General features: G+C 69.7%; 11 protein-coding genes and 1 tRNA gene. 9 read left to right on the top strand and 3 right to left on the bottom strand.

Annotated elements, in window-relative coordinates:
- Positions 1–34 precede the first annotated feature (34 nt).
- On the top strand, positions 35–727 hold the full coding sequence (gene trmB / locus AB7M35_RS15855) for a tRNA (guanine(46)-N(7))-methyltransferase TrmB (RefSeq protein WP_453961325.1): 693 nt from the start codon (positions 35–37) through the stop codon (positions 725–727).
- A 124-nt stretch (positions 728–851) separates the two neighbouring features.
- On the opposite strand, the gene AB7M35_RS15860 is transcribed toward trmB, so the two are convergent.
- Positions 852–3,134, bottom strand: coding sequence for an NADP-dependent malic enzyme (locus AB7M35_RS15860; RefSeq protein ID WP_453961326.1), 2,283 nt, complete (start codon positions 3,132–3,134; stop codon positions 852–854).
- Between the two features lie 220 nt (positions 3,135–3,354).
- Between AB7M35_RS15860 and mutS the strand changes: the two genes are divergently transcribed.
- From mutS to AB7M35_RS15880, 4 genes are all read left to right on the top strand, one after another.
- Complete coding sequence (mutS, locus tag AB7M35_RS15865) at positions 3,355–6,078, top strand: DNA mismatch repair protein MutS (RefSeq protein WP_453961327.1); 2,724 nt, start codon at positions 3,355–3,357, stop codon at positions 6,076–6,078.
- Positions 6,079–6,197: 119 nt separating this feature from the next.
- Positions 6,198–7,001, top strand: a complete 804-nt coding sequence (gene dapB, locus AB7M35_RS15870; RefSeq protein WP_453962550.1) for a 4-hydroxy-tetrahydrodipicolinate reductase — start codon at positions 6,198–6,200, stop codon at positions 6,999–7,001.
- 43 nt (positions 7,002–7,044) lie between these two features.
- On the top strand, positions 7,045–7,665 hold the full coding sequence (locus tag AB7M35_RS15875) for a 2,3-bisphosphoglycerate-dependent phosphoglycerate mutase (RefSeq protein WP_453961328.1): 621 nt from the start codon (positions 7,045–7,047) through the stop codon (positions 7,663–7,665).
- A gap of 129 nt (positions 7,666–7,794) precedes the next feature.
- Positions 7,795–8,310 (top strand): GNAT family N-acetyltransferase, encoded by a 516-nt coding sequence (locus tag AB7M35_RS15880; RefSeq protein WP_453961329.1) that lies wholly within the window; start codon positions 7,795–7,797, stop codon positions 8,308–8,310.
- 14 nt (positions 8,311–8,324) lie between these two features.
- Here the strand turns inward: AB7M35_RS15880 and AB7M35_RS15885 are convergent, their stop codons facing one another.
- Positions 8,325–9,152, bottom strand: a complete 828-nt coding sequence (locus tag AB7M35_RS15885) for an AraC family transcriptional regulator (RefSeq protein WP_453961330.1) — start codon at positions 9,150–9,152, stop codon at positions 8,325–8,327.
- Between the two features lie 52 nt (positions 9,153–9,204).
- On the opposite strand from AB7M35_RS15885, the gene AB7M35_RS15890 reads away from it, so the two are divergent.
- Positions 9,205–9,798, top strand: coding sequence for a LysE family translocator (locus AB7M35_RS15890; RefSeq protein WP_453961331.1), 594 nt, complete (start codon positions 9,205–9,207; stop codon positions 9,796–9,798).
- 38 nt (positions 9,799–9,836) lie between these two features.
- Here AB7M35_RS15890 and AB7M35_RS15895 read toward each other — a convergent pair whose 3' ends face one another.
- Positions 9,837–12,863, bottom strand: coding sequence for an ATP-binding protein (locus AB7M35_RS15895; protein ID WP_453961332.1), 3,027 nt, complete (start codon positions 12,861–12,863; stop codon positions 9,837–9,839).
- A 375-nt stretch (positions 12,864–13,238) separates the two neighbouring features.
- Here AB7M35_RS15895 and AB7M35_RS15900 point away from each other — a divergent pair, with 375 nt between their 5' ends.
- From AB7M35_RS15900 to AB7M35_RS15910, 3 genes are all read left to right on the top strand, one after another.
- A complete protein-coding gene (locus AB7M35_RS15900) occupies positions 13,239–13,634 on the top strand; it encodes a phasin family protein (protein ID WP_453961333.1) in 396 nt (131 codons plus the stop codon).
- A 394-nt stretch (positions 13,635–14,028) separates the two neighbouring features.
- Positions 14,029–14,538 carry a phasin gene (locus tag AB7M35_RS15905; protein ID WP_453961334.1) on the top strand — a complete coding sequence of 170 codons (510 nt, stop codon included), beginning with the start codon at positions 14,029–14,031 and terminating at the stop codon, positions 14,536–14,538.
- Positions 14,539–14,725: 187 nt separating this feature from the next.
- Positions 14,726–14,802, top strand: a tRNA-His gene (locus tag AB7M35_RS15910).
- The last annotated feature ends 14 nt before the right edge of the window (positions 14,803–14,816 follow it).

A 14,816-nucleotide genomic window follows, 5' to 3' on the forward strand; every position in this document is an offset into this window, starting at 1 on the left:
CATATCGTCGCCCGACGACGAGGGGCCGCTCCGCATGACTGACGCGGAGCGGTCCCCCCGAACGCTTTTCGGCCGCCGCAAGGGCCATCCGCTTACCGAGACGCGCGCGGCCCTGTTCGAAACGGTGCTGCCGCGGCTCGCCTTTCCGCTCGACCAGCAGCGGATCGCGGATCCGAGGAGCCTCTTTCCCGAGCCGGTCGACGCGATCCGCGTCGAGATCGGCTTCGGCGGCGGCGAGCATCTCATCCACGAGGCGAAGAGCCGGCCGAACGACGGTTTCATCGGCTGCGAGCCGTTCCTGAACGGAATGGCCAAGGCGCTGGCGGCCGTGCAGGAGGCGGGGCTCACCAACGTGCGCCTGCACTTCGGCGATGCGGTCGAGGTGCTCGACCGGCTGCCGGACGCCTCGCTGGCGCGCGTCGATCTGCTCTATCCCGATCCCTGGCCGAAGAAGCGCCACTGGAAGCGACGCTTCGTGGCGTCCGACCGGATTGCCAGGGTCGCGCGGACGCTCGCCCCCGGCGCCACGTTCCGGGTCGCAAGCGACATCCCGTCCTACATCGACTGGACGCTGCTGCATCTCATCGACGACCCGGCGTTCCGCTGGACCGCCCGCACCGCAGACGACTGGCGCAGGCCTTATCCGGGCTGGCCCGGCACGCGGTACGAGGCGAAGGCGCTCAAGGCCGGACGCACGCCCGCCTACCTGACGTTCGAGCGGGTCTGAGCTCGGAAGCGTTGAGACACAAAAAAGGGGAGCATGTGCTCCCCTTTTTCTTGCCCGTCAGCAGGATCCGCCCCGTCCGGAGCGAGGCGGCGAAGCCGCTTCGCGTGGGGACAATGGACCTGCCTCAGGTGATCCCGTAGGCCGCGATCGCCGCCAGGTTGACGATCTCGGAGTCCTTGGCGCCGAACGGGACGATCTGCACGGGCTTGTCGAGACCGACCAGCAGCGGCCCGAGCACCATCGAGCCGCCGAGTTCCTGCAGCGTCTTGGTGGTGATGGAGGCGGCGTCGAAGGTCGGCATGACCAGCACGTTGGCCGGGCCGGTGAGCCGGCAGAACGGATAGGCCGAGCGCATGATCTCCGAGTTCAGGGCCACGTCGGCGGCCATTTCGCCGTCGTACTCGAAGTCGACGCGGCGCGAATCCAGCAGCTTCACCGCTTCCTGGACGCGGCTCGCGCGCTCGCCCGGCGGATGGCCGAACGAGGCGTAGGTGAGCAGCGCCACGCGGGGCTCGTAGCCGAGGCGACGGGCCACGTGGGCGGCCTCCTCGGCGATGTCGGCGAGGTCGACCGCGCTCGGGTCGTCATGCACGGCGGTGTCGGCCACCAGCACCGTCCGGCCGCGCGCCAGCACCATCGAGATGCCGATCATGCAGTGGCCGGGCTTCGGCTCGATCACCCGCCGCACCGTGTCGAGGGCGACCGAGTAGTTCCTGGTCACGCCCGTCACCATGGCATCCGCGTCGCCGAGCGCGACCATCAGAGCGCCGAAGAAGTTGCGGTCCTGGTTGACCAGCCGCTGGCAGTCGCGCAGCAGCATGCCTTTGCGCTGGAGCTTGGAGTAGAGGTACTCCGCATAGTCGCGGTTGCGCCGCGACAGGGCGGCGTTCAGCACCTCCAGGCCCGGCTTCAGCTCGATGCCGGCGGCGAGCGCCTGTTCGCGCACGCGCTCCTCGCGGCCGATCAGGATGGCGGTGCCGAGCTCCTGATTCACGAAGCTGGCGGCCGCGCGGATGACGGCCTCCTCCTCGCCCTCGGCGAAGACGACGCGCTTCGGCGACTGGCGCACCTTGGTGAAGATCCGCTGCAGCGAGCCCGCGACCGGGTCGCGGCGCGCCGACAGGGTCTCGGCGTAGGCCTTCATGTCGATGATCGGATGCCGGGCGACGCCGGAGTCCATCGCGGCGCGGGCGACCGCCGGCGGGATCACCGAGATCAGCCGAGGGTCGAACGGCACCGGGATGATGTACTCCGGGCCGAAGCGCGGCCGGTTGCCCTGATAGGCCGCCGCCACCTCGTCCGGCACGTCCTCGCGCGCCAGCTTGGCGAGCGCCTCGGCCGCGGCGATCTTCATCTCCTCGTTGATCGCGGTGGCGCGCACGTCGAGCGCGCCGCGGAAGATGTAGGGGAAGCCGAGGACGTTGTTGACCTGGTTCGGGTAGTCCGATCGGCCCGTCGCGATGATCGCGTCATCGCGGATCTCGGCGACCTCTTCCGGCGTGATCTCGGGGTCCGGATTGGCCATCGCGAAGATGATCGGCTTCGGCGCCATCGAGCGCACCATCTCGCGGGTCAGCGCCCCCTTCACGGAGACGCCGAAGAACACGTCGGCGCCGTCCATGGCCTCGGCCAGCGTGCGCGCGTCCGTCGGCACCGCATGGGCCGACTTCCACTGGTTCATGCCCTCGGTGCGGCCCTGGTAGATCGGTCCCTTGGTGTCGCACAGGATGACGTTGTTGTGCGGCACGCCCATCGCCTTGATGAGCTCGATGCAGGCGATGCCGGCCGAGCCGGCGCCGTTGCAGACGACCTTGATGTCTTCCAGCGTGCGGTCGGTCAGGAACAGCGCGTTGATCAGGCCGGCCATGGCGATGATCGCGGTGCCGTGCTGGTCGTCGTGGAAGACCGGAATGTCCATGATCTCGCGGAGCTGCTGCTCGATCAGGAAGCAGTCCGGCGCCTTGATGTCTTCCAGGTTGATGCCGCCGAACGACGGGCCGAGATAGCGCACGCAGTTGACGAACGCGTCCACGTCCTCGGTGTCGACCTCCAGGTCGATGCCGTCGATGTCGGCGAACCGCTTGAACAGGACCGCCTTGCCTTCCATCACAGGCTTGGAGGCGAGCGCGCCGAGGTTGCCGAGGCCGAGGATCGCGGTGCCGTTGGAAATCACCGCCACCAGGTTGCCGCGCGCGGTATAGTCGAAGGCGCGATCGGGGTTTTCCGCGATGGCACGAACCGGAACCGCCACGCCCGGCGAATAGGCGAGCGACAGGTCGCGCTGGGTCGCCATCGGCTTGGTCGGCGTGATCTCCAGCTTGCCCGGCCGGCCGCGCTGATGAAACTGCAGCGCTTCCTGGTCGGTGAAGGCGGGGCGGGTGCGGCCTTTGGTGCCGTCGCTGGTCATGTTCTCGCGTTTCCTCGAAGTCCGGGATTTTCAGGCGTCTTGAATATCGGTGCGGCGGGATCTGCCGTCGGGTGGGGACCTTACTTGTCCGGCAATGGCCTCACAAGCAGCGACCGGCGGGTCCCCGCATCGCCGATGGCGAAAACCGTTGGAGGAACGACGACCCGTCGGTGAAACGGCGGCCGCGGTTTGATAAGACCGGGTGCAAAGGGGACCGCCCATGGACGCTGACGCAAATCCCGCCCAGGCTCGGCCGACGCCGATGATGGAGCAGTACATCGAGATCAAGGCAGCGAACCCCGACTGCCTGCTGTTCTACCGCATGGGCGACTTCTACGAGCTGTTCTTCGACGACGCGGTGGCGGCGTCCCGCTCGCTCGGCATCACGCTGACCAAGCGCGGCAAGCATCTCGGCGACGACATCCCGATGTGCGGCGTCCCGGTCCATGCCGCCGACGACTATCTACAGAAGCTGATTTCGCTCGGCCACCGTGTCGCGGTCTGCGAGCAGACCGAGGATCCGGCCGAGGCGCGCAAGCGCGGCTCGAAGTCGGTGGTGAAGCGCGACGTGATCCGGCTGGTCACGCCGGGCACGCTCACCGAGGAAACGCTGCTCGACGCCGGCCGGGCCAATAACCTGCTCGCCCTGTCGCGGGTGAAGGCCGGTTCGGGCGGCGACGACGCCACCTACGGGCTCGCCTGGATCGACATCTCCACCGGCGCCTTCCGGGTGGGGGAGACCGGCAGTGCTGCGCTTGCCGGCGAGATCGCGCGGATCGACCCGAGCGAGATCGTCGTCGCCGAGCAGGTGGCCCAGGAGCTGGAGGTCGCGGCGGCGCTCTCCTATGCGCGCGGCGCCGTGTCGCCGGTGGCGCGCGCCCTGTTCGACGGCTCCACGGCCGAAGAGCGCATCACCCGCTATTTCGCCGTCGCCACGCTGGACGCCTTCGGCACCTTCTCGCGCGCCGAGATCGCCGCAGCCGGTGCCGCGCTCGCCTATGTCGAGAAGACCCAGATCGGCTCGCGCCCGCCGCTCGATCCGCCGGTGCGCGACGCCGGCGCGTCGACGCTCGCCATCGATCCGGCCACCCGCGCCAACCTGGAACTTACCCGGACGCTCTCCGGCGAGCGCAAGGGCGCGCTGCTGGCGGCCGTCGACCGCACCGTCACCGGCGCCGGGAGCCGGCTCCTCGCCGAGCGCCTGGCGAGCCCGCTCACCGACCCGGACGCCATCGCCGAGCGCCTCGACGCCGTCGGCTTCCTGCTCGGGGCGGAGACGCTGCGCAACGACCTCAGGGCGCAGCTCTCGGGCGTGCCGGACATGCCGCGCGCGCTCTCCCGGCTCGCCCTCGACCGGGGTGGGCCCCGCGATCTCGGCGCCCTGCGCGAGGGGCTGTCCACCGCCGGCGCCGTCGCCCGCGACCTCGACCGCGCGACCGATCCGCTGCCGGCGGAGCTCGCCGCCGTACGCGAGGCGCTGGCGCGCCTGCCCGCCGCCCTGCTCGACGACCTCGAACGCTGTCTGGACGACGATCTGCCGATGCTGCTGCGCGACGGCGGGTTCGTGCGCAAGGGCGTCGACGTCGACCTCGACGAGGCCCGCACCCTGCGCGACGAGAGCCGCCGGGTCATCGCCACCCTGCAGGCGACCTACGCCGAGGAAACCGGCATCCGGACGCTGAAGATCAAGCACAACGCCGTGCTCGGCTGGTTCATCGAGGTGACGGCGCTCAACGCCGAGCGGCTGATGGCGGAGGTCGCCACTGGCGACTCCAAGTTCCGCCACCGCCAGACCATGGCGGGCGCGATGCGCTTCACCACCGTCGAGCTCGCCGAGCTGGAATCGGCAATCGCGAACGCCGCCGACCGCGCGCTCGCCATCGAGACGCGCATCTTCGGTGAGCTGAAGCGCGCGGTGGTCGAGGCCGCCGAGGCCATCAAGCAGGCTGCGGCGGGGCTCGCCCGGCTCGACGTCGCGGCGGGCCTTGCCGAACTCGCGTCCGACCAGCGCTACGCACGCCCCCACGTCGACCGGTCGCTGCGCTTCCGCATCGAGGGCGGCCGCCACCCGGTGGTGGAGCAGGCGCTCGCCGCCGCCACCGCCGACCCGTTCGTGGCGAACGACTGCGACCTGTCGCCGGAAGACGGCGGCGAGGCCGGGCGGATCGTGCTCGTCACCGGCCCCAACATGGGCGGCAAGTCGACCTTCCTGCGCCAGAACGCACTGATCGCCATTCTCGCCCAGGCGGGATCATACGTGCCGGCGGACCGCTGCGAGATCGGCGTCGTCGACCGGCTGTTCAGCCGGGTGGGTGCTGCCGACGATCTTGCCCGCGGCCGCTCCACCTTCATGGTGGAGATGGTCGAGACGGCGGCGATCCTGAACCAGGCCGGCCCACGCGCGCTGGTGATCCTCGACGAGATCGGCCGCGGCACCGCCACCTACGACGGCCTGTCCATCGCCTGGGCGGCGATCGAGCACCTGCACGAGGTGAACCGGTCCCGCGCGCTGTTCGCCACTCACTATCACGAGCTCACCGCGCTTCCCGATCGCCTGGAGCGATGCGCCAACGTCACCATGCGGGTGAAGGAGTGGAAGGGCGACGTGGTGTTCCTGCACGAGGTGGTGCCCGGCGCGGCCGACCGTTCCTACGGCATCCAGGTCGCCAAGCTCGCGGGGCTGCCGAAGGCGGTGGTGGCGCGGGCGCGCGACGTGCTGGACCAGCTGGAGGCGAGCGACCGCAAGTCGGCGCGCGCCGACCTGGTCGACGACCTACCGCTGTTCTCCGCCACCATCCGCGCCTCGCAGGCCGCCTCTGCCGCGTCGCTCAGGGACGATCCCCTGCGCACCGCGCTGGAGACGATCCATCCCGACGACATGAGCCCGCGCGAGGCCCTCGATGCGCTCTACCGGCTGAAGGCGGCGGCCACGAAGGACACGTGACCGCACTCCCGTCGCCGGATGCGTTGCTCCCGGCGGCAGGCTCGGGATAAAAGGCTGCGTCTCAAGAGGTTTGGCAGCTCTCCGCCGCCGCGTTTTCAAGGGGTAGGATCATGGAAGCCATGCGACTGGTCGTGGTGGGCGCCGCGGGCCGGATGGGCCGGGTCCTGATCCGCACGGTGTCGGACACCCATGGCGCGGTGATCAGCGGCGCGGTCGAGCGCCCGGGCGCGGCCGAAATCGGCGAGGATGCCGGCACGCTGGCCGGCCTCGCGCCCCTCGGCGTCAAGGTGACCGACGACGCCGAGGCCGCCTTCGCCGGTGCCGACGGCGTGCTCGACTTCACCATTCCCGCCGCATCCCTCGTCTTCGCCGAGCTGGCCGCCAAGGCCGGCATCGCCCACGTCATCGGCACCACCGGGTTCACCGCATCGGGCGAGGCGGCGATCGACGAGGCGGCGAAGTCGATCGCCATCGTCAAGTCCGGCAACATGAGCCTCGGGGTGAATCTGGTCGCCGGGCTGGTGGAAAAGGCCGCCCGCGCGCTCGGCGACGACTTCGACATCGAGGTGCTGGAGATGCACCACCGCCGCAAGATCGACGCGCCGTCCGGCACGGCCTTCCTGCTGGGGCAGGCGGCGGCGCGCGGACGCCAGGTCGCGCTCGAGGATCGCGCCGTCTACGCCCGCGAGGGCGAGACCGGCGCGCGCGAGACCGGTGCCATCGGCTTCGCGACCCTGCGCGGCGGCACCGTCGTCGGCGAGCACTCGGTCATCCTCGCGGGGGAGGGCGAACGCATCGTGCTTACCCATATAGCGGAAGACCGCACGATCTTCGCGCGCGGTGCGGTGCGCGCCGCCCTGTGGGCGCACGGCCGCGCGCCGGGTCTCTATTCGATGACGGACGTGCTTGGCCTCAACGACTGAAGCCGGGCGAGCCGTCTCAATTCTCGATCGTTAGGAGTGAACAATGGACCGTCTTCTTGTGCTGGTGCGGCATGGCCAGAGCGAGTGGAACCTGAAGAACCTCTTCACCGGCTGGCACGACGTTGCGCTCACCGAGCAGGGCGTGGCGGAAGCCCACAAGGCCGGCGAGAAGCTCAAGGCACTCGGCTACGCCTTCGACGCGGCCTACACCTCCGACCTGAAACGGGCCCAGGACACGCTGGCGATCATCCTGGAAGAGCTCGGCCAGGCCAGCCTTCCGGTGATCCGCGACCAGGCGCTCAACGAGCGCGACTACGGGGATCTCACCGGCCTCAACAAGGACGACGCCCGCAAGCGCTTCGGCGAGGAGCAGGTGCACATCTGGCGCCGCTCCTTCGACGTTCCGCCGCCTGGCGGCGAGAGCCTGAAGGACACGGCCGCGCGCACGCTTCCCTACTACGAGAAGAACATCCTGCCGCGCGTGCTGGCCGGCGAGCGCATCCTCGTCGCCGCCCACGGCAACTCGCTGCGCGCCCTCATCATGGAGATCGAGGGGCTGTCGGGCGAGGAGATCGTCAAGCGCGAGCTCGCCACCGGCGTGCCGATCATCTATCGGCTCAACGAGGACGGATCGATCGCCGAAAAGAACGATCTGGCGGCCTAGGGCAAGATGAAGAGCAGTGGGAACCGGTTCTCCGCCGGCGCGAGGCCCCGGCGAGAGCGCCGGGCGCGCGGTCAGGTCGTCGGGTCGTTTCGATCCGAAGGCGTCTTGATCTGATCCGGGATGGGGCGGGTGGCGGTTCGCGCGCTTGATCCACACGACATCCGGCAGCACCGCAAGGCGCTCGGGAAGCTTCTCGTCGATTGCGTGGAGGAGGATGCGGCCGTCGGCTTCGTCCGGCCCTTCGGGCTGCGCGAGGCGATGGACTACTGGGACGAGGTGGCCACCTCCGTCGAGGCGCGCCGTGTCGTCCTCCTCGGGGCGTGGTCGACCGACCTGAGCTTCGTCGGCCTCGTCCAGGTCGCGCTGAAGATGCAGCCGAACCAGGCCCACCGCGCCATCATCTCCAAGCTCATGGTGGCGCCCGCCGACCGCCGCACCGGCCTCGGCAGCGCGCTGCTGCGCCGGGCCGAGGTCGAGGCGACGCTGCATGGGCGCACGCTGGTCACGCTCGATGCGCCGGCCGGCAGCGACGTGGAGCGCCTGTGCGTGCGCCATGGCTGGCGCCCGGGCGGCGTCATTCCCGGGCTGTCCACCTATCCCGACGGCACCTTCTGCGACACGATCTTCTACTGGAAGGCGGTCTGAGCGGAGGCGCGCGCTCAGCCGGCGGCGAGCATGCGGCGCCATCGTCCGGGCGCGAAGCCGTAGGTGTCCTTGAACTGCCGCGTCAGGTGGCTCTGGTCGGAAAAGCCCGCCTCCAGCGCGGCCTCGGCAAGACCTGCCCCGGCCCGGATCAGGGTGCGGGCCCGGTCGAGGCGGCGCATCTTCACGTAGCGGTAGGGGCTGACGCCATGCACGCCGCGAAACTGTCGGTAGAGCGTCCAGCGTTCCAGCCCGCTGATCCGTTCCAGCGTCTCGATGGAGAAGTCCTCCGTCGGCGCGGCGTCGATCAGCGCCGCGACCCGGCCCACCGCGCGGGTGTCGAGCGGTCCCGCCGCCGCCGCATCGTTGTCGGCGACCGCCTTCAGCGCATCGGCGAGGGACGCGATGATGTCCGTCGCCTGCATCTCCGAGATGGGGCTGTCGAAGTCGGTCATCGCGAGCCGCATCGCGGCCGCCAGCCGCGGATCGGTGCTCACCGGCTCGGGGACGAACGGGAGCCGGCCGCCGAGCGCCTCGGCGATCCGGTGCGGCGCGACGTAGAGCCCGTAGTAGGCGAGGCCGGTTTCGGTTCCCGGATGGCCGTCGTGGAGTTCGTCGGGATGGAGCACGCACACGTTGCCCGAGACGGATGCGCGGGAGGCTCCGCGATAGCGGAACGCCTGCACGCCGGAAATGGTCATGCCGAGCGCATAGGTGTCGTGGCGGTGCGGCGCGTAGGCCTCGTCGGCGAGGTCGATCTCGGCCCGCTCGATGCCGCAGGCGCCTCCGCCGAACCGCACACGGCTGCGCATGGGCAGCTGGAGGCTCGTGTCAGGATCGTTCAAGAGCGCCTCTCCCGTTCCCGCTAGGGTAGGTCCCGTTGGCCGGAGGTTGGACATGCTCGAAGCGGTGCTGGTGATAGTGTCGGTTGCCTTGCCCCTGATGGGAAGCCCGGGCCCGAACACGCTGTCGGCGGCGGCGGTCGGCTCGGCCTTCGGGGTCCGGGGCGGCGCGCGCTACGTCGCCGGCCTGAGCGTCGGCGCGGCGACCGTGCTCCTCGTGATGGCGTCCGGCGTCACCGGCATGCTCATCGCGGTCCCCGGCGCGCTGCCCGTGCTGATGACGCTCGCCGCCGCCTACATCCTCTATCTGGCCTACCGGATCGCCACCGCCCCCGTCGTCGCGGCGCGGGACGCGGGGCGGCAGGCGCCGTCGTTCCTGCCGGGCTATCTGCTGGCGATCGCCAACCCCAAGGCCTATGCGGCCTTCGGCGCGATCTACGGGTCCACCGCCAGCCTCGGAGGCGGTTCGGCCGCCTACGTGGCGCTGCGCATCGGCGTGGTGGTGGCGCTGATCTTCATCGTGAATCCGGCCTGGCTGGCGCTCGGATCCGCCTTCACGCGCGTGCTCTCCTCGCCGCGCTGGGGGCGGATCGTCAACGTCGCGTTCGCCCTGCTGCTCGTCGCCTCGGTGGCGGCGATGTTCCTCTGAGCGCCGACCGCCCGCGCCCGACCCTGACATGGGCCGTGTCAGGCGGCGAGCACCCGCGGCGCCGGGAAGATGATGTCCACCACCGTGCCGCCGCCAGGCTCGGAACGGATGGCGAAGTCGGCGCGGTTGGCCTCGGCCAGTGCCTTGGTCAGCGGCAGGCCCAGCCCGGTGCCGCTCTTGTTGCTCGACCCAACCCGCCGGAACGGCTCCATCGCCGCCTGCAGGTCGTCCGGCGACATGCCCACGCCGGTGTCGCTCACCCGCAGGATCACCGCCCCGCTCTCGTCGCGGAAGGTCGACAGCGAGACCTCGCCGCCGGAGCGGTTGAACTTGATGGCGTTGGACAGGAGGTTGAGCGTGATCTGACGCAGCGCGCGGCTGTCGGCGAGGATGCGCGGCAGGTCGCTCTGCAGCCGCGTACGGATCGCCACCCGGTCCGTGTGCGCCTGCGGCTCCATGATGTTCGCGCAGTCGCGGGCGATGTCGTTGGCCGACACCGGCTCGAACGACAGGTCCAGCTTGCCAGCCTCGATCTTCGACAGGTCGAGCAGGTCGTTGACCAGGCTCAGGATGTGATGGCCGGAGATGGAGATGTCGCGCAGGTAGTCGCGGTAGCGGTCGTTGCCCAGCGGGCCGAGCTTCTCCGCCAGCATCACGTCGGCAAAGCCAAGGATGGCGTTCAGCGGCGTGCGGATCTCGTGGCTGATGCGGGCGAGCATTTCCGATTTCTGGGCGTTGGCCGTCTCCGCCGCCTCGGTCGCGGCCGAGTAGCGGGCCTCCGCCGATTTCCAGCGCCCGACGTCGCGCAAGACGGCGCAGGCGCGGGGCCCGTTGCCGACGCGGCCGAGCGACAGGGCGAGCGGCACCTGGCCGCGCTCGCGGCAGAGGCCGACGACCTCGTCGATCACCAGCGGCTGCTCGCCGCCGAAGCCGGCGGACAGCTGGTCGAACAGGTCGCGCGTCGCGCCGGCGTCGTCCTCGCTGAGGAGATGCTCCAGCAGCATGCCCTTGAAGGCGGCGACCGGCCGCCGGAAGATCGCCTCGGCGCCGCTGTTCGCCAGCACGATCCGGCGGTCGGGATCGAGGACGAACACGGCATCGGGGATGGCGTCCAGCACGCCCGTGAGATGGGGCGAAGCGCCGGTCTGCGGAGCGTCCGCCGACTGTGCGGCATCGGTGCGTGTCCGGCCGTCTCCGGCGTCGGTCTCATCGCTCATGGCGTGGTCCTCCCCGGCGCTCTTGCCGGCGGGCTGGGCCCGCAAGATTATCAGAAGCGCGCGTCCGTCGCCCCATGGCACCGTATGAAGGCGGACCTCCGCGGGCATGGCGCGGCCGTCCGCATGGCTGAGATGGATGGCGTTGTCGCTTCCCCCCGGGCCGTCCACCACGTCGGCGAACACCGCGGTGAGCCCGCCGGCGCGCTCCAGCTCCTCCTGGCTCCCGTAGCCCAGCAGCTTGAGCGCCGCCTTGTTGGCGTGGGCGAGCCGCTGGTCGCGCGAGACGATGAGCGCCAGCGGCAGCCGGTCGAGGATGCGGGTGTCCGGCTCGCGCCCGAAGCTGGCGAAGGCGGACGGCATCGCCGTTGCCTCAGGCTCGGCGCGGCGCGGGCGCGGTGCGGTCGGCTGGGGACGGATGGGTGCCGGCTTGGGGGTAGGCTCCGGTGGTGCCGCGGCCTCCACGAAGGCCGGCGGCTCGTCGTCGTCGCCTTCGAAGCGGGCGCCGAGCGCCGCCGCGATCATGCGGAAGGCGTCGCGTTCCGGCCGCGACAGGTGCCGGTTGTCGGTGCGGTCGCCCTCCCGGCCGGGCAGCTGGACGACGTTGGTGCGGCGATCGGCCGGATCGGCCTCGTCCGTCGCAGCCGCTGCGGGCTTGCGGACGAGCGTCAGGTGCGCCGCCGCGCGGGTATCCATGTCGCCGCCGGCGGTCTCGTCGATGGCGGTGTCGCCGGCGCGGATCAGCCCGAAGCCTCGGAACCCGGAAAACACGCGGTCGCGGCTTTCGATGGCAAGGCCCGCGAGGTCGATCGGGACCCGGCCGCCGTGGCGGCGGCTCGGCCAGTGGATGGTGGTGCCGCTCCACGCCGCCCGCTCCGACAGGGCCTCGGCGAAGGTGCCTTCCGGGTCGAGGCCGTAGGCGCTCGACAGCTCCGGCCAGGGCAGGCCGAGGATCCCGTCGGTGGACCCGAACACTATGGAGAACTCGGGCGAGAGATAGGTCAGGCGGTCGTCGCCATCGGTCTGCCAGGTGAAGCGGATCGGCCGGGTGGTCTCGCCCGGCTCGGCGCTGGCTCCCTCGAACGGAGCCGCGATGTCGTCTTCCGCCTCGTCCGGCGCGTCGAACACGCCGTCGTCGTCGTCGTCCCAGGGAGACGGCGTCTCGTCGGCGGCGAAGCTTCCTCCCTCCGCCACCGCGTCGACCGGCGGCTTGGCCGGTGCGGGCGCCGCCTCCGCCGCTGGCGGTGCCGCCTTGGCGCCGAGGTCGGCCGGCGCCACGTGCCGGCAGGGCGACAGGTGCACGGCATCCAGGGGCGGCCGGGGCGAAGCGGATGTGTCGGGCATCTCGGGTGCGGTCTCTGGTTGGCCTGCCAGCCTGAGGAACAGGCCCGTGGTTCCGAGCGCGACGGATCGCCGCCCGAGCTGGCGGGGGAACCAGTCGCTGCCGGGGCCGGAAACGATGGATCCGTCGGCGTCGACCACGGCGGCGGTGTCGCCGCCGACGAACCGGGCGAAGGCGGCAAGCGGATCGTGGGTGCGGAGCGCGAAGCGGGCGGGCGCGGCGACGAGCGCGAAGGCGACGGGCTCACGGAAGGGATCGGCGTCGACGCCGTGCACCAGGCACTGCAGCACCAGCATCTCGGTGCCGACGCGGACCCGGACGAGCGTCGCGCGCTCCTCGCGTCCGCGCAGCCTGACGTGCCGGGAGAGGTCGCGGGCAAGCGTGGCGGCGCGCCGCGACGGCATCGTCACCAGCTCCCAGGCGGTGGAATGGCTGCACAGCCGGGCGCCCGCGGCGTTCGCCCAGGCGACCCTCTCGGCCTGCGGGTCGACCACGACAATCGGTCGCACCTCTCGCGTCGCTCCGCCGATCTCGGGGTGCGTGCACAGACTGAGGAAGGTTTCGAACGCCTCGTTCATGGGAAGGTGTGACAGGTCCCCGGCGCCTTGATGTGCAAGTGCTTCCTGCAGAAATGGCCCGTTTCCGGCTAATTTGGCGTTAATACAAAGCCATGGGCGGGCGGTCCACCATGCGGGGCGCAAACGGGGAGACCTTCAGCGGGGAGGGTTAACGCCGGCGGGCCGGTTGTTGCGACGCAATACCAATCGTGCGAAAGTCGCGGATGATGCAGTACGCATTCGCCTTGGTCTTGAGGGCTTCATATTCTTGTGGGCTTTTACCCGTTCATTCGACCGGTAGACGTCATGCAGGAGGGAGGGTTGGCGATGAGTGACAAACCGAATAGCCCATTCGAAATTCCCGATCAGCTCCGCACCTACGCGGAACAGAGCATTACGCAGGCGCGCAAGGCTCTCGAGGATTTCATGAAGGTGGCGCAGTCGACGGTGACGACGGTCGAGGGATCGACGAACCAGATCCAGGCCGGCGCGACCGACATCAACAACAAGATGCTCTCCTACGCCGAGGAAAACATCGCCGCCGCCTTCGACTTCGCGGAGAAGATGGCCCGCGCGAAGGACATGGACGAGATCGTGAAGCTCCAGTCGGACTTCATGACCAAGCGGATGTCCGCCTTCGGCGAGCAGACCCGCGAGATCGGCGACACGGCCGCCAAGACCGCGAGCGAGGCAGGCAAGGCCGCCAAGGCTGCGAAGTCCTGAGTTCGGCACTCCCCCGGCCGGCAGCGCGCTGCTTCCGGCTGGAGGACATGGATCCGCACATGCCAGGGCGCGCTGCGCCCTCGCGGTAGGGGCCGGCAAGGCCCGCCGCATCCGGGGCCGGGGCAACCAATCGGTCCGGTTTCAGCGATCCAGATCCCCTGCGTCCGCACCTCCGGTCCGGCGCGAGCGGTCCCTTTTTTCTTTTTTGCTGCACTGCAATAAAATTATTGCAATGCGATACATCCTCCCCTATATGGGGGGTGTCGCCCAATGGGCCGCCGGGAAGGCTGGTTGCGACCTTGGATTGAGTTCCCTGAGCCGCCCGCCTTAACCGGCATGTCAATCGCGCAGCTCGTCGAGTGAGTCGGCGCGAAGATTGGAAGGACCGAAACAAATGACCAAGAAGACCGAGTCCAAGCCCGACGCCACCGAAGCGGCGGAAGCCGCTGCCACCACCGCGCTGCCGGGCAATGTCACCGAATTCCCGGGCTTCTCTGCACAGAAGTTCGAGATTCCGGAGCAGGTCCGCGAGATCGCCGAGCAGGGCGTCGAGCAGGCCAAGCACAACTACGAAACATTCAAGAATGCGGCTGAGGAGGCCACTGACATGATGGAAGACGCTTACGAAAACGCCCGCAAAGGCTTCGTCGACCTGAACCTCAAGGCGATCGAGAACGCGCAGTCGAACACCGACCGTGTTTTCGCCTTCGCCAAGCAGTTCGTGACCGCGAAGTCCGTGTCTGACGCCGTCGAGCTGCAGACCAAGTTTGCCCGCGAGCAGTTCGAGACGCTCACGGCGCAGGTGAAGGACATGCAGGAGCTGGCCACCAAGGTGGCGTCCGAGAGCTCGGCTCCGGTGAAGGACATCTGGGAAAAGACCCAGGAGAAGATGAAGGTCGCGTAACGCGCCTCATCTGACGTCAATACGGAAGGGCGTGCCGGATCATCCGGCGCGCCCTTTCTGCGTTCGAAGGACGGCGCCGATCGCGCCGCCCGAATACTCCCCGGGGCGCATGTGAATTTGCCCGGGATTACGTCGTCAGACCCGCTTGCCAAACGGCGGCGTTGAACCTAGGTTGGCGGCCGTTCGCGCAGCCGTAGCTCAGTTGGTTAGAGCGCTGGATTGTGGATCCAGAGGTCGGTGGTTCGAATCCACCCGGCTGTACCATTCCCCGGCGAACG

The organism is Amorphus suaedae (genome assembly GCF_053629675.1).